Source organism: Mycolicibacterium sp. XJ1819 (assembly GCF_053483675.1).
On record NZ_JBEFST010000026.1, the window covers coordinates 48312 to 68430 of the forward strand.

17 protein-coding genes are annotated in these 20119 nt (G+C 62.2%); 15 read left to right on the plus strand and 2 right to left on the minus strand.

Going from position 1 to position 20119, the window contains the following annotated elements; translation table 11 throughout:
- Positions 1–2: 2 nt before the first annotated feature.
- The 14 genes from ABQE89_RS24035 to ABQE89_RS24100 all read left to right on the plus strand — a co-directional run bounded on the left by ABQE89_RS24035 (position 3) and on the right by ABQE89_RS24100 (position 15752).
- On the plus strand, positions 3–821 hold the full coding sequence (locus tag ABQE89_RS24035; RefSeq protein ID WP_448421332.1) for an enoyl-CoA hydratase/isomerase family protein: 819 nt from the start codon (positions 3–5) through the stop codon (positions 819–821).
- Positions 822–943: 122 nt separating this feature from the next.
- Positions 944–2572 (plus strand): AMP-binding protein, encoded by a 1629-nt coding sequence (locus tag ABQE89_RS24040; RefSeq protein ID WP_448421334.1) that lies wholly within the window; start codon positions 944–946, stop codon positions 2570–2572.
- Entirely contained in the window at positions 2569–3705 is a 1137-nt protein-coding gene (locus tag ABQE89_RS24045; RefSeq protein WP_448421336.1) for a thiolase C-terminal domain-containing protein, read from the plus strand. Before ABQE89_RS24040 ends, ABQE89_RS24045 begins: the two co-directional genes overlap by 4 nt.
- Before the next feature lie 113 nt (positions 3706–3818).
- Positions 3819–4133, plus strand: a complete 315-nt coding sequence (locus ABQE89_RS24050) for a Zn-ribbon domain-containing OB-fold protein (protein WP_448421393.1) — start codon at positions 3819–3821, stop codon at positions 4131–4133.
- Entirely contained in the window at positions 4126–4872 is a 747-nt protein-coding gene (locus tag ABQE89_RS24055) for an SDR family oxidoreductase (protein WP_448421338.1), read from the plus strand. Before ABQE89_RS24050 ends, ABQE89_RS24055 begins: the two co-directional genes overlap by 8 nt.
- A 252-nt stretch (positions 4873–5124) precedes the next feature.
- Positions 5125–5895 (plus strand): MlaE family ABC transporter permease, encoded by a 771-nt coding sequence (locus tag ABQE89_RS24060; protein WP_448421340.1) that lies wholly within the window; start codon positions 5125–5127, stop codon positions 5893–5895.
- Entirely contained in the window at positions 5892–6743 is an 852-nt protein-coding gene (locus ABQE89_RS24065; protein WP_448421342.1) for an MlaE family ABC transporter permease, read from the plus strand. Before ABQE89_RS24060 ends, ABQE89_RS24065 begins: the two co-directional genes overlap by 4 nt.
- Positions 6744–6747: 4 nt before the next feature.
- Entirely contained in the window at positions 6748–8034 is a 1287-nt protein-coding gene (locus tag ABQE89_RS24070) for an MCE family protein (protein ID WP_448421344.1), read from the plus strand.
- Positions 8035–8064: 30 nt separating this feature from the next.
- Positions 8065–9090 (plus strand): MCE family protein, encoded by a 1026-nt coding sequence (locus ABQE89_RS24075; RefSeq protein WP_448421346.1) that lies wholly within the window; start codon positions 8065–8067, stop codon positions 9088–9090.
- Entirely contained in the window at positions 9087–10436 is a 1350-nt protein-coding gene (locus tag ABQE89_RS24080; RefSeq protein ID WP_448421348.1) for an MCE family protein, read from the plus strand. The genes ABQE89_RS24075 and ABQE89_RS24080 overlap by 4 nt, the downstream gene beginning before the upstream one ends.
- On the plus strand, positions 10437–11786 hold the full coding sequence (locus ABQE89_RS24085; protein ID WP_448421350.1) for an MCE family protein: 1350 nt from the start codon (positions 10437–10439) through the stop codon (positions 11784–11786). It begins immediately after the preceding gene.
- Positions 11783–12916 carry an MCE family protein gene (locus ABQE89_RS24090; RefSeq protein ID WP_448421352.1) on the plus strand — a complete coding sequence of 378 codons (1134 nt, stop codon included), beginning with the start codon at positions 11783–11785 and terminating at the stop codon, positions 12914–12916. The genes ABQE89_RS24085 and ABQE89_RS24090 overlap by 4 nt, the downstream gene beginning before the upstream one ends.
- Positions 12917–12919: 3 nt before the next feature.
- Positions 12920–14365, plus strand: coding sequence for an MCE family protein (locus tag ABQE89_RS24095; RefSeq protein WP_448421354.1), 1446 nt, complete (start codon positions 12920–12922; stop codon positions 14363–14365).
- Between the two features lie 271 nt (positions 14366–14636).
- A complete protein-coding gene (locus ABQE89_RS24100; RefSeq protein ID WP_448421356.1) occupies positions 14637–15752 on the plus strand; it encodes an acyl-CoA dehydrogenase family protein in 1116 nt (371 codons plus the stop codon).
- 49 nt (positions 15753–15801) lie between these two features.
- On the opposite strand, the gene ABQE89_RS24105 is transcribed toward ABQE89_RS24100, so the two are convergent.
- A complete protein-coding gene (locus tag ABQE89_RS24105) occupies positions 15802–17217 on the minus strand; it encodes an aldehyde dehydrogenase family protein (protein ID WP_448421395.1) in 1416 nt (471 codons plus the stop codon).
- A gap of 76 nt (positions 17218–17293) precedes the next feature.
- Positions 17294–18364 carry a cytochrome P450 gene (locus tag ABQE89_RS24110; RefSeq protein WP_448421358.1) on the minus strand — a complete coding sequence of 357 codons (1071 nt, stop codon included), beginning with the start codon at positions 18362–18364 and terminating at the stop codon, positions 17294–17296.
- A 587-nt stretch (positions 18365–18951) separates the two neighbouring features.
- Here ABQE89_RS24110 and ABQE89_RS24115 point away from each other — a divergent pair.
- On the plus strand, positions 18952–20118 hold the full coding sequence (locus tag ABQE89_RS24115) for an amidohydrolase family protein (protein WP_448421360.1): 1167 nt from the start codon (positions 18952–18954) through the stop codon (positions 20116–20118).
- Position 20119: the final 1 nt, after the last annotated feature.

Sequence of the window (20119 nt, forward strand, 5' to 3'; positions counted from 1 at the left end):
CCATGTTCACGCACAACCCCGACTCAGGGAGGTCGAAAGTGAACGACCGGTCAGACGACATCGGCGTCGTACACAACTGCCAGAACGGCATCCTGCGGATCGCTCTCAACCGTCCGCAACGATTGAATGCACTAACGGGCACCATGATTGACGAGCTGACCGGGCAGCTCAGACGTGCGGCCGCTGACCGAGACATTCGAGTCGTGATGCTCTGCGGGAAGGGTGCCTCATTCTGCTCAGGCATTGACCTGACGGCTGTTCCGGTACATGACGGAGTCTGGTTCTTGCGCCGGATCACCGAGATGTGCCTCGCGCTCGCGGCGCTGCCGCAGCCGACCCTGGCATGCGTGCAAGGCTCCGCCTACGGGATCGGGTCGAGTCTGGCGCTCGGTTGCGATCTGGTCATCGCCGACGAGTCGGCCACGTTCTGTCAATCGTTCGCAGAGCGCGGCCTTGCGGTGGACGGCGGGGCCAGTTGGCTTCTCACTCAGTCACTCGGGCTTCGAAAGGCAAAGGAGTTGGCGTTTCTTGCCACCCCCGTGACGGGTCGGGAAGCGCTGGGGCTGGGCATGATCAACAAAGTTGTCGATCAGGGCCAGCTCGAAGGGGCGGGCCTGCAATGGGCGGTGAATCTGGCCGCCGCAGCGCCCATGGCCCTCTCGATCACGAAGGACCTGCTCAATTCGGCGACCGGATCGTCTCTGGAGGACTGTCTTGAGCGGGAGGAACTGGCGCAACACGTCTGCATGCGCTCCGCTGATGCCAAAGAAGGGTTGCGCTCCTTTGTTGAACGACGACGGCCGGAATTCGCCGGCCGGTGAGAGAAACATCAGCGTGAACAATTTCCGTCGGCAAGCCCTGTGCGTGCTCAGGCGAGACCCGCAAGGAGGAATGAGCATTCCATGTTCCACAGCGCGATTGACCTAGGTGGTGATCAATGATGGTGAGCGCCCGGTCAGTATGGCGTCCCCCGGCTCGATTGACCATTCCCGATTCCCTGCACTCCGTCGTCGATGCTCATCCGGACAAGACGGCGGTGATATTTCCCGACGAAGAACTTACCTATGCGCGGCTGTGGGATCAGACCGTCGCCGTCGCCAACGGTTTGACCGAGCTCGGTGTGGGACGAAACGACTGTGTCGCAGTGATGATGCGCAACTCGGCTGAGCAGTTGACGACCTGGTTCGCCGCCTCACTACTCGGTGCAGTGTTCGTGCCGATCAACACTGCCTACACCGGCATGTTCCTCGAGCACCAACTCAACGTGGTGGCACCGCCGGTTTTTGTCGTCGATGAGCACCTGGCCGACACAGCATTTGACGTGTTGCCGCGGATAGAGTCGCTACGCCATGTCATCGTCCGCGGTGGCACGCGGGCACTGCCCGGTCTGGCCGGGGTGTCGTTGCATCAGATGTCGGCGCTTCGGGCAACCGACTCCACTCGGCTCAAGAGCTCCTACCGGCCGGAGTGGACGGATCACAACGCCGTTGTCTTCACCGCCGGCACCACCGGCCCTTCGAAGGGGTCGGTCGCGACACACAACTACCTCGTCCGGGCAGCACAACAGATCGACGAGATAAAGGACGGCCGCGAGGACGACATCTACTACACCCCGCTACCGCTCTTCCATCAGAACGCCATGCTCCTAGGAGCATTGGGGCCGTTGCTTCGCGGTGCGACAACCGTGATCGACGAACACTTCTCGGTGTCGGACTTCTGGAATCGTGTGAGAAGACACAAAGCGACCCAGCTGTCCATCCTGGGCCCGATGTTGCAAATGCTGTGGAATCTCCCGGAGACAGAAAGTGATCGGGACAACCAGGTGCGCATCTGCCTCGCGGTGCCGGTTCCCAAGGAGCTCCACCGCGCCATTGAGGACCGTTACGGCATCCGTATCGTGCTGTCATACGGGCTGTCCGAGTGTGTTCCGATGTTGTTGTACTCAGCCGAAGATCCGCCAGAACCGGGCTTTTCGGGGCGGCCGAATCCGGTCTTCGACATCAAGTTGTTCGATGAGCACGACGCCGAGGTCGCACCCGGCGAAGTCGGCGAGATTGTCTGTCGGCCCCTCGAACCGCATGTCATGTTCGAGGGCTACTGGAACAACGCCGAGGCGACAATCGCGTCGTGGCGCAACCAGTGGTTCCACACCGGTGATCTCGGCCGCATGAATGAGAAGGGCGAGATCGCATTCTTCGATCGGAAGAAGGACTACCTGCGGCGGCGCAGCGAGAACATTTCGTCCTTCGAGCTCGAACAGGCAATCAATGCGCATCCAGACATTGACGACTGCGCCGTCTACGGGGTTCCAAGCGAACTCGGTGAAGACGAGGTGATGGTCACCGCGCTTCTCGCGCCAGGGTCGCGGCTGACCTACGAACAGTTCATTGACCACTGCGTGGCCAACGTTCCGTACTTCGCGGTGCCCAGGTACGTCGAATTCGCCGGCTCGCTGCCTCGCGGGCCGGTGGGCCGGATCCTGAAGAACGAACTTCGGTCCCGCGGGGTTGGCCCAGACACCTACGACCGCGAATCGGCGGGATACATCGTGAAACGGCGGGACCGTAGATGACGACGGCAATTGTCGGAATCGGCCGCACAGCCTTCAGCCGTTCGTCAGGCAGGACGCCGTTGGCCATGGCTGTCGACGCCTGTCGCACGGCGCTCAGCGACGCAGACTTCAATCCCGCTGACGTGGATGGCGTTGCCTGCTTTCAGTACAACGACTCGGCAATGCCGATCGACGTCGCGTGGGCACTTGGACGTGACGAGATCGCCTGGGCGTCCGCTCCTCTGGGGGGCGGAGATCTTGCCGTCCAGGTAATCGCCAATGCGTCGGCGATGGTGGAGAACGGCGTATGCAAAGCGGTTCTCGTTTACAGGTCACTCAACGGCAGGTCTGGTATGCGATTCGGGACGATGAGCGAGGCGATCTCCGTCGGCGGCGCCGGCCAGTTCGATGCCCCCTCGGGATTGCTCGTGCCGCCGCAGTTCATCGCGGTATGGGCGCGCCGGTATCTGGCTGAGTGTAAAGGCACATCAGCGGATCTCGGTGAGGTCGCCGTAACTCAGCGTAGGCATGCCCAACTCAACCCGGACGCGGCCATGCGCGAGCCCCTGAACATGGACGCTTACCTGGCGAGTCGGTGGATCTGCGAACCGTTTCGAGTAAACGACTGCGCTTTTGAAGTCGACGGTGCGGTGGCCCTGCTGATCACGTCGGAAGAGCGCGCGCGCGACTGCGCATCAGATCCGGTGTACATCGTCGGACACGCGAGTTCCGCATCCGGCTCCGGGTGGTTGGGATGGGAGGACATGACATCGATGTACTCGAGAGTTGCCGCGCCTCGGCTTTGGGACCGGACAGGGCTGCGGCCCAGCGACATCGACGTCGCTCTGATGTACGACTGCTTCACCTACACGGTGCTGGCGACGGTTGAGGACTACGGCTTCTGTGGGAAGGGCGAAGCCGGCGCTTTTTATCGCGACGGCCGAGCAACATTTGGGGGCGACGTGGTGATCAACCCACACGGTGGCTTGCTGTCGGAAGGGTATCTACACGGTCTGAATCACCACCATGAGGCGGCGGTGCAGCTGCGTGGCGACGCGGGCGACCGTCAAGTCGCAGGGGCGCGACTCGCACTGGCCACCGCCGGCGCGGGCCCCTACGGGGGCGCAATCGTCTACTCCTCGGAGCCGGCATGAGTAGTCAAGCCCTCTGGCCTCAGCCGATGCCGGACACCGACTCCGCGGGCTATTGGAGCGCTACCCGTGCCGGTGGCCTCGCGATCTGCCGGTGCCGGGTGTGTCGCCTCTGGATGCATCCGCCGCTGGAGCGGTGCCGGCGGTGCGGTGAGGAGACGTCCTTCGAGGAAGTGTCACGGAAGGGACGAGTGCACAGCTGGATACGTGTCGACCGCTCTTCTGTACCTGGGCCGGAGGTGCCCTATTACATCGTCATCGTTGAACTCATCGAACAGGAAGGGATCCGGATCGCATGTATTCCTTGCGACGAGGCCCCGTCCGCACATGAGCTGAATATCGGGGACGAGGTTTGTCTTTCGGTCCGTCCAGTACCGGGCGGCAAGTTCTATGCGCCAATGGTCCAGCTACAGGAGGAAGACAATGGCTAAGCGGAAGTGCGCCTTCGTCGTAGGCGCAAGCCGAGGTGTGGGTCGAGCAGCGGCCCTTGAGTTGGCGGCTCGAGGTTGGGATGTCGCCCTCGGATTTCGCAGAAACGAGGATTTCGCGAAGACGGTCGCATCCGAACTCGATACGGACGCACGCTCGGTTCTCGTGCAGGGTGACGTGGCCACCGATGCGGCCGACATGGTGGCACGGGCAGTGGACGGCCTCGGTGGCCTGAACGCGGTGCTGTTCACGGCGGTGCCGATCGTCACGGGCAGGCTCAGCGAACTGTCCGATGCCGATATCGACAGCGCGATCGGGGTCACTGTCCACGGCTTTCGTGGAATTGCACTGTCCGCCAGGCCCTATCTGGCCGAGGCTGCCGGCAGCATCGTGGCCTTCAGCAGCCTGGGATCGGAACGATATGCCGCCTACTACGGCGCCATCGCACCGGCGAAAAGCGCACTCGAGACGATGATCCGTTATTTCGCAGTGGAATTCGGTCGAGACGGTGTCACGGTGAACGGAATCAGTCCCTGCTTGATCGACGACGTCCAGCACTTCGACGAAGCGCCTACCGTGCTTCCGCATTTGGAGCAGGTCGCAAAGCGGACGCCCCTGCGTCACAAGCTGGTAACACCCGTCGACGTTGCCAGGGTCGCGTGCGCGCTTGTCGGACCGGATCTCACCGCTGTCACCGGCCAAGTGGTGAGGGTGGACGGGGGCTACAGCCTGCTGGGTTGAGCCTGGCTCGTGATCGCGAAGCGAGACAGTACTCGCGGTGGCGCTGGACATGTCGCGAGTCGCCTTGCTACTGTGGCGCAAATCATAATCATGATTATAGATTCGGCCGCGCCGATGACCAGATAGGCGCTAGATTATGTAAATAGCTGATCACAGATAGGGCTTCCCGGGCCCGGTGTGCGAACTCCGGTCCGCCGAGTGAATGGGAAAGCCGGGAGACAGCAATAGCTGGGAAAAGGAGGTGAGGATCTGATGACACTCGCCACTGTTGCGGTGAAACCCGTGCGCGGCGTGGGTGAGTTCTTCGCCATGTCGCTGGATGCCGTCGTGCTCGCGGTGCAGCCGCCCTTCGCGTGGCGTGAGCTGCTCCTGCAGACCTGGTTTGTGGCTCGGGTTTCGCTCCTGCCGACGATGATGCTCTCGATACCTTTCACCACCCTGACGGTGTTCATGATCAATATCCTGTTGGGTGAGATCGGCGCCAAGGACCTCTCGGGCAGCGGGGCCGCGCTGGCCACCGTGAACCAGATTGGTCCGGTCGTCACCGTGGTGGTCGTTGCCGGCGCGGCCGCCACGGCGATGTGCGCGGATCTCGGCGCTCGCACGATTCGTGAGGAAGTCGACGCGATGCGGGTGCTCGGGATCGATCCGGTGCAGCGTCTCGTCGTCCCGCGGGTTGTCGCGGGAACCTTTGTCGCGTTGATGCTCACTGCCGTCGTGACTTCGGTCGGTCTAGGCGGTTCGTTCATCTTCTCGGTCTACATCCAGGACGTGACGCCGGGTGCGTATGTCGCGAATCTCACTCTGCTGGTGGGGCTTCCGGAAGTAATCGTGGCAATGGTCAAGGCGATGCTGTTTGGCCTCGCCGCCAGCCTGATCGCGTGCTACAAGGGCCTGTCGGTGGGTGGTGGCTCCGCCGGTGTCGGCAATGCCGTGAACGAGACAGTCGTCTACACCTTCATGGCGCTGTTCGTCATCAACGTGGTGGCCACGGCAATCGGACTGCAGGTGATAAACCGATGAAATCCCCGGTGCTGAACAGTGGTCGTGCGTTGGCGCTTCGTCCTCTCCGGGGAGTCACCGCCGTCCTGGACGAACTGGGCAGGCAGGGCGAGTTCTACGCCCAGACGATGGGGCGCACAGGTCATGCGCTGATGAGCTATCGGGCTGAGCTGGTGCGGGCGATTGCTGGTATGAGCCTTGGCACAGGGGCTTTGGCATTGATCGGCGGTACCGTCGTCATCGTCGCGTTCCTCACGCTGTTCGCAGGCGCGGTACTGGCGGTGCAGGGATACGACGCATTGTCTCAGATCGGCGTCGAGGCACTCACGGGGTTCGCCTCGGCGTACCTGAACACGCGAGTGGTCGCACCGATGGTCTCCACTGTCGGGTTGGCGGCCACAATCGGTGCGGGGGCAACCGCACAGATCGGCGCGATGAAGATCAACGAGGAGATCGACGCGTTAGAGGTCATGGGCGTCCAGTCGGTCGCCTACCTCGCCTCGACCCGAGTCATCGCGGGTGTCATCGTGGTCATTCCGCTTTACTGCGTCGCGTCGATGACTGCGTTCACCGCGGCCAAGGTGACCGTGCTGCTCTACGGACAGTCGGTGGGCGTGTATGACCACTACTTCGACACGTTCCTGTCACCGGCGGACCTCATCTGGTCATTCCTTCTGGTGATCGCATGTTCGGTGGTGATCATGCTCATCCACACCTACTACGGATATACCGCCAGTGGTGGTCCGGCCGGGGTTGGCGAGGCTGTCGGCCGGGCGGTGCGCGCTTCGCTGGTGATGGCCATTGCCTCGAATCTGTTGGTCTCGCTGGCCATCTACGGCCCGTCGGGCAACTTCAACTTCTCGGGATGACGCAATGAAGAACCGCGATAACCAAAAGAGGATCCCTCGGCGTTGGTGGGCCGTCATTTTGGTCGCCGTCATGGTGGCCTATGCCGCCACGTGTTGGCTGGCCTTCGAGCGCGTCTTCACCTCGTACGTACCGGTGACGCTCGCATCCGATCGCGCAGGTCTCATGATGGAACCGGGTGGACGGATAAAACTCCGTGGGGTCGACGTCGGCCGTGTCCGGAAAATCGTCAGCACCGGCAATTCCCCAGTCCGGCTCGAACTGGAGATCCTGAAATCTCAGCTGCACTACATCCCCGCAAACGTCGGTGCCGAGATCACCGCGAACACCGCATTCGGCTCGAAGTACATCGATCTGACGCTGCCGCAGAAACCGAGTGCGGCCAGGTTGTCGGCCGGGACGGTGCTGCATGCCCAGAATGTGAGCACCGAGGTGAACACCGTCTTCGACAACCTCGTGACACTCATCCAGAGGATCGACCCTGTCAAGCTCAATGGCGTGTTGTCCGCACTCGCGGAGGGACTGCGCGGGCGTGGTCAACAGCTCGGCGAAGCATTCGCTGGGGCGAACTCAGTTCTGGCCGCGTTGAATGCTCGGTCGGAAGTGATCAACGCGAATTGGCGTGAACTGGCGGCCTTTAGCGATACCTACGGTGAGGCGGCGCAGAACATCCTGTCGATCTTGGATTCGGCGGCAACCACGGGTGCCTCGATCACTGATCGGGCGCGGGCGATGGACGCGCTGCTGTTGAACGCTATCGGACTAGCCAACTCCGGAACGGCCATGCTGGCTCCGAATGCCGAGAACGTCGTTGACCTCGTGAATCTCTTGAGACCGACGACGGGGCTGCTGATGAAGTATCAACCCACATTCACGTGTCTGTTGGTCGGAGCGAAGTGGTGGTTGGACAACGGCGGGTACGCAGGCGCGGGAGGTAACGGCCGGACGCTGTTGGTGGACGCGGCGGTTCTCCTCGGAAACGATCCGTACGTTCATCCGAACAACCTGCCGATCGTGGCCGCAAAAGGTGGGCCAGATGGTCGGCCTAGCTGTGGGTCACTTCCCCATGCACACAAGAACTTCCCGGTTCGGGCACTGGTCACAAACACCGGTTGGAGCACCGGAATCGACATCCGCCCGAATCCAGGGCTGGGGCACCCCTGCTATGCGAACTATCTGCCAGTCACAAGAGCCGCGCCCGAACCCGCGAGTGTCCGGTGCCAGGGTCCACCTTCGCCGGGACTACCGGTGGCGCCGCCACCACCGCCGCCACCGCCGCCACCGCACCCGTGACCACAGACCCGACGCTCGAGAGGAATCCGGATGAGAGAAAACCTACGGGGTACGGTGTGGCGTCTCGCCGTCTTCGTCACGGTGTGCCTGTTCGGAATTTTCACCATGATCGCGGTGTTCGGACAGTTCCGGTTCGACGATCGCGATTCGTACAGCGCGGTTTTCTCCAGTGCGAGCGGTCTCAAAGCCGACCAGATGGTGCGGATCGGCGGCGTAGAAGTGGGGAAGGTCCGTGGCGTTCGCGTACAACCGGACACGTCGGTGAGGGTCGATTTCGATGTCGAGCGGTCTGTTCACCTGACCACTGGGAGCAGGGCGGTGATCCGTTACGAGAACCTGGTGGGCGATCGCTATCTATCTCTTGAGCAGGGCGAGCCAGGCACGAACCTCCAGCCGGGGCAGACGATCTCCGCAGAGCAAACGGCGCCGGCATTGGACCTGGACGCGTTGGTGGGTGGATTTCGGCCGTTGTTCCGGGCGCTGAACCCGGAGCAGGTCAATCGGCTGACCGGCGAGCTGATCCAAGCTTTTCAGGGCCAGGGCGAAGCACTCAGCTCGCTTCTAGCGCACGTCGGGTCATTCTCAACCGCGCTGGCCGACCGCGATGCGCTGATAGGGGATGTCATTTCCAATCTTGACGCCGTGATGACATCGGTTGGAGACCAGAGCGGGCAGCTCGATGTCGCCGTCGACAACCTGTCCGCACTCATCGACGGGTTGGCTCAGCGGCGGACCGCTCTCGCAGACGGAGTCGGCCAACTCGACGCCGCAGCAGCCTCGGTAGCCGGCCTCTTGCAGGAGGCTCGTCCGCCCCTGCGGGCCACGGTCAACCAACTAGATCGTGTCGCATCACAGGCCGTCGCCGACCACGAGTATCTGGACAACCTGCTGGCGACACTGCCGGATCGGTACCGGGTACTCGCCAGACAGGGCATCTACGGCAACTACTTCAGCTTCTACCTCTGCGACGTTCTGCTGAAGCTGAACGGAAAGGGCGGCCAGCCCGTCTATGTCAAGATGGCCGGCCAGACCACCGGGCGGTGTGCACTGAAATGAAGCGCTTCTCAGAACGCAACACCGTGGTCGTCGGTGTCATCGCCACAGCCGGCGTAGCGGCCCTGGTGCTCGGCGGGATGTCGCTGGGCAAGCTGACGGAGTTAGCTGATAGCGCCACCTACACTGCGTATTTCGCCGATGCCGGTGTGCTCACCGACGGTGCCGATGTACAGATATCCGGCGTCCGGGTCGGCTCCGTTTCATCAGTGCGTCTGGACCGATCACAGGTGCTCGTAGACTTCACGGTGGACGACGACATCATGCTGGGAGACCGGACCGAGGCGGCGATCAAGACGAACACGCTGCTCGGTACCAAGATCCTGCAAGTGACACCGCGGGGGACAGAGCAACTGATCGGACCGATTCCGCTCGATCGGACCACTTCACCGTATTCGCTGACGGATGCACTGAGCGAGCTGACCACGACCGTGGGCGACTTGAACACCGAGCAGCTGTCGGAATCGCTTCTGACACTTTCGGAGACGTTCAAAGACACGCCACCGGACCTGCGAAATGCTGTGCAAGGCGTGAGCCGTTTCGCTGAAGCGATAAACAATCGAGACACGAATCTTCGTAGCCTGTTGGTCAAGGCCAGAGAGGCGACCGGTGTGCTCGGTCAACGAACCGACCAGATCGTCGGTCTCGTGCGTCATACCAATTTATTACTGGCAGAGCTGCGTACCGAGAGCGGGTCACTGCAAACGATTGCGGACAACGTTCGAGCTCTGAGCAGTCACCTTTCAGGCTTGGTGGCTGAGAATGGTGACCTGCGCCAAACGCTGGATCGACTGAACGGTGTTCTCACAATCGTCGACGATCGGAAGACCGAAGTTCAGCAGGCGATAAAGCTACTGAACGCGTACGCGATGTCTCTTGGTGAATCGGTCGCCTCGGGACCATTTTTCAACGCCTACGTCGCGAACCTCCTCCCGGGGCAGTTCAGTCAGCCGTTCATTGACGCAGCATTCTCAGACCTGGGGCTCGATCCGAATGTGCTCCTGCCTTCTGAGCTCACCGACCCGCCGGTCGGTCAGCCAGGCACGCCTGCCCTGCCTGCACCCTATCCGCGCACGGGGCAGGGTGGGCCCCCGAATCTCACTCTGCCTGACGCGATTACCGGGAATCCGGGCGACCCCCGGTATCCCTACCGGGAACCCATTCCGGCGCCCCCACCGGGAGCCCCACCGCCGGGCCCGCCGGCTCCCGCTCCCCCCGGCCTCGGGTCGACGCCGGAGCCTACTCCGTCGCCGGTCTACGAATCGCCACCGCTGCACGGTGTCTCGTCTTCGGGCGGTGTGGTGGCGCCGCCAGGTCCGCCGCAACTCGACGATGGAGGAACCGGCTAAATGTTGAATCTCCGGTCGTGGAGCAAGCGACGGATCGCGTTGGCATTGAGTTTGGTCGCTTGCGTCGTGCTCGGCGCCATCGCGGTTAACGAGTTCGGTGAACGGGCCCGGCACGTCCAACTCGTGGCGTATTTCACTGAGAGTAATGGCGTTTACGTCGGTGACGATGTACTCATCCAAGGTGTCCGCGTGGGCAAGATCGACGCCATCCAACCAGAGCCCACGCGTACCAAGATCACTTTCTCCGTCGACGGCGGTCATAAGGTTCCCGCCGATGCCCATGCCGTCATCATCAATCCAACGCTGGTCACCGCGCGCGCGGTGCAATTGGTGCCCGCATATACGGGTGGGCCTGCGATGGAGACAGGCTCCGTCATCCCGCAGAATCGCACCGCGGTGCCTGTCGAGTATGACGATCTGCGCGACCAACTGGAAAAGCTGACCGTCGCCCTGCAGCCGACGCAACCCGGTGGTGTCAGCACTCTCGGGGCCTTCGTCAACACCTCCGCGGCCAACATGCGAGGACAAGGTGCGGACATCCGCACTGCGATCGTCGAATTGTCGAAGACCTTCTCGGCGCTCGGAGACCACAGCGACGACTTGTTCGGAAGCGTCAAGAGCCTGTCCCTGCTGACGACAGGGCTGCGATCCAGCGCGGAACTGCTGCGCCAACTCAACACGAATCTGGACGCGGTGTCGGGTCTGCTCACCAACGATCCAGATGCGATCGGGGAGGCGCTGGAGACGCTGAATGTGGCCGTACGCGACGTCCAGGGTTTCGTGGGTGACAACCGCGAGTCTCTCGGTACCAGCCTCGACAAGCTGGCATCAATCAGTGCGGCTCTCGGTGAGAGCATCGGCGACCTCAAACAGACGCTGCACATCACGCCTACCGCGTTCGCGAATTTTGTCAACATCTACGAACCGGCGAACGGCGCACTCACGGGGGTGGCCGCCATCGGCAACTTCGCCAATCCGATTCAGTTCATCTGCGGAGCCATTCAGGCCGCCTCGCGGCTCAACAGTGAGCGGTCTGCGAAACTGTGTGTGCAGTATCTGGCACCCATCGTCAAGAACCGGCAACTCAACTTCCCACCGCTTGGTTTCAACGCATTCGTGGGAGCGCAGGCACGACCAAACGAGGTCACCTTCAGCGAGGATTGGCTGGGACCGCTCACCGAGGCCGGCCGCGTCAGAGGTCTGACCAATCCACCTCCTCCACAGACCACGGTGCCGACCGGAGGGCCGACCGAGACCCCGACCGCGCCCCTCCCCGCCGAAGTTGACGTGCCGGATGGGCCGGCAGCCGGACTTTCCGAGATCATGCTGCCCCCCGGGGCGACCCCATGAAGCGCCGCGCCAGATGGGCTGTCACCTTCATTGCCACGGCATGTCTCCTACTGACCAGCGGCTGTGGTTGGCGGGGGCTGAACTCTCTGCCGCTCCCCGGCACCGCCGGAGGCGGTCCCGGCTCATACCACATCAGGGTCGAATTACCGGATGTCACCAATCTGCAGGAGAATTCACGAGTGCGCGTCGGCGACGTCACCGTCGGTAACGTGACGAAGATCGAGCGCGACGGCTGGCATGCGCTCGTGACGCTTCGCCTCCCGCGCGACGTCGAACTACCGGCCAACGCTACAGCCAAGCTTGGCCAGACAAGCTTGCTCGGCTCCGTCCATGTCGAACTGTCCCCGCCGGCCGATGCCCGCCCCGTCGGCCGGCTGCAAGACGGATCCATCATTCCGTTGCATTCGGGCGGCAATTATCCGAGCACCGAACAGACACTGGCCGCCGCCTCGCTGCTACTCAACGGCGGAGGTATAGGAAAGCTGCAAGACATCACTGGAACGCTGAGCCAGGCGTTCCGCGACAACGGAGCGAATGTTCGAGTCTTGATCGGCGAAATGGATTCGTTCATCGGTGATCTCGACAACCAGAGCGGCGACATCATCGACGCGATGGACAAGCTCAACTCCCTTGTGGGCCAGTTCGCCGACCAGAAACCCAAACTCGATAGTGCGCTTGAGAAGCTGCCAGGCGCGGTGAGGGTGCTCAATGACCAGAAGGCCAATCTCGTCGACGCCGTCGAGAAGCTGGGCGAGCTCGGCTCACTGACCACCCATGTCATGGAAGGCTCCAAAGAGAGCCTTGTCGCCCAGCTCAAGGAGTTGGCCCCGATTCTGGAATCACTGGCCAACGCCGGCCCCGCTATGACGCGCTCGCTGAGCAACCTCGCGACGTACCCGTGGCCCAACGAGACACTGCCCAACTGGGTGCGCGGCGATTACGCCAACCTCACCCTCATCGTCGACCTCACGCTGAGCCGGCTTGACGCCGGTCTCTTGACCGGCACGCGGTGGGAAGGCGATCTCACCGAACTCGAAATGCAGTGGGGCCGGACGATTGGCCAGTTCCCGAGTCCGTACACCGCTGTCAATCCACTTACCGTTCCGTACCGTTGGGACCAGGGGCCGTAAAGCATGATCACACGCCAAACGAGGCTGCAGTTCAAGGCCTTCATATTCATCGCTGTCGTGGGCTTGGTCGTGATGATGGTCGGCTACGTGCGACTGCCGCAGATGCTTTTCGGTATGGGGCAATACCGGGTTACCGTCGAACTGCCGGCGGCAGGTGGCCTCTACCGCCAAGCCAATGTCACCTACCGGGGGAGCAAGGTTGGCCGGGTTTCTGCAGTGCGGTTGACCGAATCCGGCGTCGTCGCCGACCTCGATCTGAACTCGTCGGTGAAGATCCCGTCGGATCTCGACGCTGACGTGCACAGTCAGACCGCAGTTGGCGAGCAGTACGTCGCGTTGATCCCACGCAGTGGGGGCGGCGCGGCGTTGAAGGACGGCGACGTCATCCCGCTATCCCGAACGAGCGTGCCCCCGAACGTCAACGAACTGCTGAACGCAACCAACAAGGCGCTACGTGCGATACCCGGTGACAACATCAAAGTTCTACTCGACGAGTCATTTACAGCCTTCGGTGGCCTGGGTCCGGAACTATCGCGCTTCGTCAACGGCGCCACCCGACTCGCCAACGACGCCCGCGCGCACCAGGACGCGATCACCAGCTTGATCGATGCGGCGCCCGATGTGCTCGCATCGCAATCCGACACCTCGGACGCGGTCCAGGGATGGGCGGCCCAGGTAGCCACAATCACTTCTCAGCTCAGAACCCAGGACGAAGCGGTTCGTGGCATCCTCGACACCGGCCCCGCTGCGGTGAACGAGGTTCGCGCTCTGAGCGATCGGTTGTCCCCCGCGTTGCCGGTCATTCTCACCAATCTGGTCAGCGTTGCCAACGTTGCCTTGGTGTACCAGGCGAACATCGAGCAGCTCTTGGTCCTGGTGCCACAGGGGGTGGCGAACTTGCAGGGAACCGCAATGGCCAACTTGAACACCAAACAGGCGTACAAGGGGATCTACCTGAGCTTCAACACCAATGTCAATCTTCCGCCGATCTGCAACACCGGATTCCTTCCGGCGCAACAACGGCGTAGCGCGACCTATGAAGACGCGCCCGACCGGCCGGCGGGCGATCTCTACTGCAGAATTCCGCAGGACTCACAGTGGCATGTGCGCGGTGCCCGCAACCTGCCGTGCGCGACCAAACCAGGCAAGCGCGCGCCGACAGCGGCGATGTGCGAAAGCGACGAGGTGTATGTACCGCTGAATGACGGGCTGAACTGGAAGGGAGACCCGAACGCCACACTGTCTGGTCAAGCGGTGCCGCAACTGCCCAGCGGCCAGGCGCCGCAGGCCGAACCTCAGTCTCTGCCCGAACTCGCAGTTGCCGAGTACGACCCGTCGATCGGCACCTACGTGGGGCCCGATGGGAACACCTACACCCAAGCGGATCTGGGCAACCAGAGTCGGAAGGATCAGTCGTGGCAGTCGATGCTGGTACCGCCCAGCCAGTGACCGTCGCGTCAGGGCGGCCCGGCGCACTCACCCCATCGCCGGACGCCGGTCATTCGGGGGGCGGCTGGGCTACGTTTGCAATTCTCATCGCGACACTCTTGGCGATGGTCACCGTATCCGGCTTTTGGTGGCATCAGCTCGCGCAAGAATATGTACTGCAACGCTCTCAGTCGCAAGTCGTCGAAATCGGCGAACATTCCGCTCACACCGAGAATCGGCTGTAGTCCCGACATCAGCGAATCGGCCGAGGAGGCCCTGAACAGGAGTGCGCATGCAATTTGTACTGACACAGGAGCAACGGGAGCTTCGGGAGGTCATGCGCGCGTTCACTGCTGAACGCGCAACCGAGCAGGTCACCCGGCAGTTGATGGTTTCGGATGTCGGCTGGGACCCCGATACCTGGCACCAACTGGCTGAGATGGATGTGCTGGGAGTGGCCATCGCATCCAGGTACGGCGGATCCGGTTGTGGACCGATCGAACTCGGTGTGGTCATGGAGGCGGCAGGCGCTTCATTGCTTTGCAGCCCTTATCTTTCGACGGTCGTCTTGGCCGCGAGCGCATTGCATTTCGCCGAGGACGAGGAAGCGGCTTCGGAGTACCTTCCCCGCATCGCCGCCGGAGAATTGGTCGCCACGCTCGCCTTCCTGGAACACCCGACCGGATGGGGGGCCGATGGTATGGAGACGACGGCGACGCGAAGAAACGACCACTGGGTGCTGCACGGAAAAAAGCTCCACGTCGTGGATGGCGCGTCGGCTCAGTTGCTCCTGGTGGCTGCGCGTACCCCAAGGGGGCCTTCTCTTTTCGCCGTCGAGAGTGATGCGCCGGGAGTGGTTCGTCGATCCATCGAGACCTTGGACATGACACGTAAGCAGGCCACCGTCGAGTTTGGCGAAGTCAGGGCGCGCCTAATCGGAGCCGAGGGTGCGGCCGAATCGGTACTGGCCAATACGTTCGATCTCGGTGCGGCATGCCTTGCGGCCGAACAGGTTGGTGGTGCGCAACACGTATTCGACATGGCGGTCGAATACGCGAAAATCCGCTATCAGTTCGGTCGACCTGTCGGCTCATTTCAAGCGATCAAACATGAGCTGGCTGACGTCCTGCTCGACGTCGAGGGCGCCCGCACGGCTGCCGCGAGCGCATTGATGGCTGCTGACCGAGGTGCGGTCGACCTGGCATCCATGGTCAACATCGCCAAGTCGTACTGCTCCGATGTATACAAACGGGTTGCTGAGGCCAACATCCAGATTCACGGGGGGATCGGTTTCACTTGGGAACACCCGGCGCATTTGTACTACCGACGCGCATGTGCCGATCTTCACCTGCTGGGTGACCCGGCGACACACCGGGAAGCCCTAGCCGGCAGGCTGCTCGCGTCGTGACGGTGAGGCTGTAGGCAACGCAGCAGCCGCGAGCGGATACCTGGCCCGGCTACGCGGGGACCGCCACGGTCTTGACCGTGAGGTACTCCTCGAACCCTTCGACGCCGTGCTCGCTGCCGATGCCGCTCTGTTTGTGCCCGCCGAACGGGGCATCTGGCGCCATCCACATAGCGCCGTTGATGCTGACGTTTCCGGTGTTCAATCCGCCCGCGAAGCGCTCGGCGCGGCCGAGGTCGGCGGAGAACACGGCGCCGGCCAACCCGTAGATGGAGTCGTTGGCCAACGCGAGAGCTTCACTTTCCGTGCGGTAGCTCGTGATCACGAGCACGGGTCCGAAGATCTCCTCGCGGGCGATGCGGCAGTCGTTGGGAACATCGGTGAACAGCGCGGGTGCAACGTAGAACCCTTTGCTGAACTCGGACGGCTCTCCTCCCACCACCAAGGTCGCTTCGCGCTTACCGCCTTCGATGAAGTCGGTGACTCTGTCCCGTTGGCGCGCATTGATCAACGGGCCCGACACCACTGCCGGATCGTTGGGGTCGCCATGCCCGGCGGCGTTCATGGCGGCCGCCGCCGCATCTGTGGCCGCATCGAGATGATCGCGGTGCACCAACAGTCGCGTCGTCGCCGCGCACCCTTGACCGGAGTGCATGACAGCTTGTGACACCGTGGCGGCCGCCGCAGCGGCGACATCAGCATCAGGGAGCGCGACCGCGGCGGATTTGCCGCCGAGTTCCAGGAAGACCCGCTTGATGGTCCGAGCCGCGCGCTGCATGATATGCCTGCCGGTGGCCGTTGACCCGGTGAAACTGATTGCGTCCACATCGGGATGGTCGATCAGCACTTCGCCGACCTCCGCCGGGGACGAACTCGTCAGGATGTTGATGACGCCCGGTGGAAAGTCAGTGTTCTGCGCGATCATCCTTGCCAACGCCGCAGCTGTCCACGGTGTGTCCGGCGCGGCCTTGAGTATGACGGTGCAACCGGAGGCCAACGCCGGCATCACTTTTGCCAGATTCAGCATCAACGGATAGTTCCACGGGGTGATCGCGGCGACGACGCCCACTGGCTCTCGGAGCACCGACCGACGGACGGTGACACCCCAGGTCACTCGATCGTCCAACGGCCGGCTGTATTCGTAAGAGCCGGCCAAGGCGATCATGTAAGACATGCCCTCGACCGGCCCGTCGACCTGGATCGGCTCGGCGATCGAGCGCGGACAGCCTGCCTCGGCGACTGTGATGTCGTAAAGGTGCTGGATGTTCGCGCGGATTGCGTCCTGCAGCTGCTGAAGACACCGTTGCCGGAAACGGGCGTTGTGTTTCCACTCGCTGGTGTCAAACGCCCGTCGAGCTGCCAAAATCGCACAGTGTGTGTCCTGAGTCGAGGCGTCGGCGGCCTGGCCGAGGACGGTTTCGTCCGCAGGATTGATGTTGTCATAGACCGCTGCTGACTCGGCAGACATCAATCGGCCGTCTATGAGAAGTAGGGGCTCCTCGAATACCACTGCCAAACCTTCCTTTTGATCAGAACATCCGTCGTCACACGCGAAATGTGATGGGCAACTTCCGAGCTGCGCGAACGGCAGTGTTGGAGTAGACGACGGGCCCGGCTAGCTGATAATCCGGAATGGCGTTCAACAGCTCCTCGACAGCGATGCGGAGTTCCAGCCGTGCGAGGTGTGAACCCAGGCAACGGTGTGTGCCACTGGCGAAGGCGATGTGGTTGACCCGTCCGCGATGGAAGTCGACGGTGAGCGGGTCGTCGAACGCGGACGGATCGACATTCGCTGCAGCCCAGACGGTATGCATCGCCTCGCCCGGCTCGACCACCAAACCGTCGCCGAGATCAATTCGTTCCGTGGCGAACCGAGCGCCGTGCGGTACCGGAGACTCGAAGCGCAGCAGTTCTTCGACGGCGGCGGGGATGAGACTGGGGTCGTCAATCAGCAATCGGCGCTTGTCGGCGTGCTCGCCAAGCCAACTGAAGATGCAGGACAACGAAGAAGTCACGGTGTCCAGCCCCGCGAACATGAGCAGAAACATGATGTTGTAGACCTCTTCGTCGGCAACGGGCCGACCATCGACCGTCGATCTGAGCAAGACTGCCAGCACGTCATCCGCGGGCTCAGGCTCGGCGCGCCTCTTCGCGCAAAGGTCTGCGATGTACTCGAAGAACTGAGCACCGGCAGCCGCCATGATCGCGTTGATCTCCTCGATCGAATTTCCTCCCGCGGCTTCCGGATGCAGAATGGCGTCTTTGAAGCTCATGAAGTACGGCAGATCGTCGAGCGGCGCACCCGCGATGCGCAGGAACGACATACACGGCAGCGGGACGCAGAAGTCGTCGTGCAGCTCCGCCTCGCCGTACGGTAAGAGCTCGGCGATCAGATCGCGTGACAGCACCCGAACCGACTCCTCATAGCGCTGCACCTGTTTGGGTGCGAACAACGGATCGAGCAGTCGGCGCCACTTGCGGTGCTCATCACCGTCGATTTCGATGGGAATGATCGGGTTGTCGTGACCGAAGAACCGACCGCCGCCACCGAGACCCAGAGTGGCAGGGTGGCGGTTCACCGCCACCATGTCCCGATGGCAGTACAGGGTGAGCACCCCGTCGACACGTTCCGCCCTGACATCGCTGGCCTTGTCCCGGTAGATCTCGTGCGGTCGCGCCATATGCTCGACCGCGCGACTCAGTGGCGCCAACCGCGGGTCAAAACGTTGAGTGGCCTCCATTGCGTTGGCTCCTTATTTTCGGTGGTTATTGGTCGACGTTGCGGATGTGTCCGGCGAGGTGAGTCCGCCGACGGCGCTGAGTGAATCCGCGATGGCCACCGCCGCGACGATGAATCGGCCATCAATACAGCCACCTGCGATCTGGTGCTCAACCGGCACGATTGCCTCCGATGATCGGACCGTGCCTGCCCGCGGGGCTACAGCACCGCGCGGGCGCACACGATGCGTCGAAATATACTGCGCATGAATTGTCTCCGCAAGGGCTAATTGGACCGACCTGCGGTGCGCGGACGAAACCGGACACTTCCGCCTGCCCCCAACTATTCTCGGAGGTAGACCTCCTGATTCAGCCCTCAACGCATTGCTATAGACAGGACGGCCGTCGGCCGACTAAAGTGATAATCTCTAATCAGAGAAGGCGAGAGTGTCGGCTCGCCCCGGTGTACTTGCGGAGGCCTTGAATGCCATTACTGGATTCGCATCAGATCGTCTCGGTCGATGACCACCTGATCGAACATCCGACGGTGTGGCTCGACCGGTTGAGTTCGCGCGATGCCGAGGTCGGTCCGCAGGTTGTCACACTCGACGATGGTCGCCAGGTCTGGCGCTTCGAGGGTGACCTTCATCCGCAGATCGGACTGAACGCGGTGGCGGGGAAGAAGCCCGAGGATATCGGGTTGGAGCCGCTGCGGTTCGAGGACATGATTCCGGGTTGCTACGACCCGCATGAGCGCGTCCGGGACATGGATCTGGACGGGGTACAGGTGTCGACCTGTTTTCCGTCCCTACCCGGTTTCGCCGGAGGGTTGTTTCATCGAGCCAAGGACAAAGAGCTCGCGCTCAAGTGTGTGCGGGCGTGGAATGACTTCCACATCGATGAGTGGTGTGCGACCGCCCCGGACCGGTTCATTCCGTTAGGAATTCTGCCCACTTGGGACGTGGATCTGGCGGTGGCGGAGGCGCGTCGACTGGCTGAAAAGGGATGTCGGACGATCAGCTTTCCGGACAGTCCTGTGCCGCTGGGAATGCCGTCGTTCTTCTCTGACGCATGGGACAGTCTGTGGGAAGTCGCGGCCGCCGAACAGATCCCAATCTCGCTGCATTTCGGCGGAGCGGGGTTTGTACCCGGCTTTTCGTTCGCCAAGGAAGACAATCCCCACGAGATGCAAACGGACGCTCCGTTTGTGGTCGCGGTGACGCTCTTCTCGAGTAATCAGATGTGGACAACTGTGGACTTGTTGTTCTCCGGCAAGTTGCAGCAGTTTCCCGGCTTGCGGTTCTCCTTGGCTGAAGGAGGTGTCGGATGGATTCCCTACCTGATCGAACGTGCCGACTTCGCGTGGGATCGGCATCGGTGGTATCAGGACATCGATAAGAGGGTCTCGCCATCGGAACTGTTCCGCCGGCACTTCTATGGCTGCTTCATCCAGGACGATTTCGGATTGCAGAACCGCGACATCATCGGAGTGCAACGGTTGTTGGTCGAGGTCGACTATCCACACTCCGACAGCAATTGGCCCAACAGTAGAAAGCGAATTGCCGAGTCGATGCGCGACGTTCCCGACGCGGAGGTCTCGGCCATCGTCGAGGGAAACGCGCGCGAACTCTTCCGGTTCCCTCGCTCCTGAA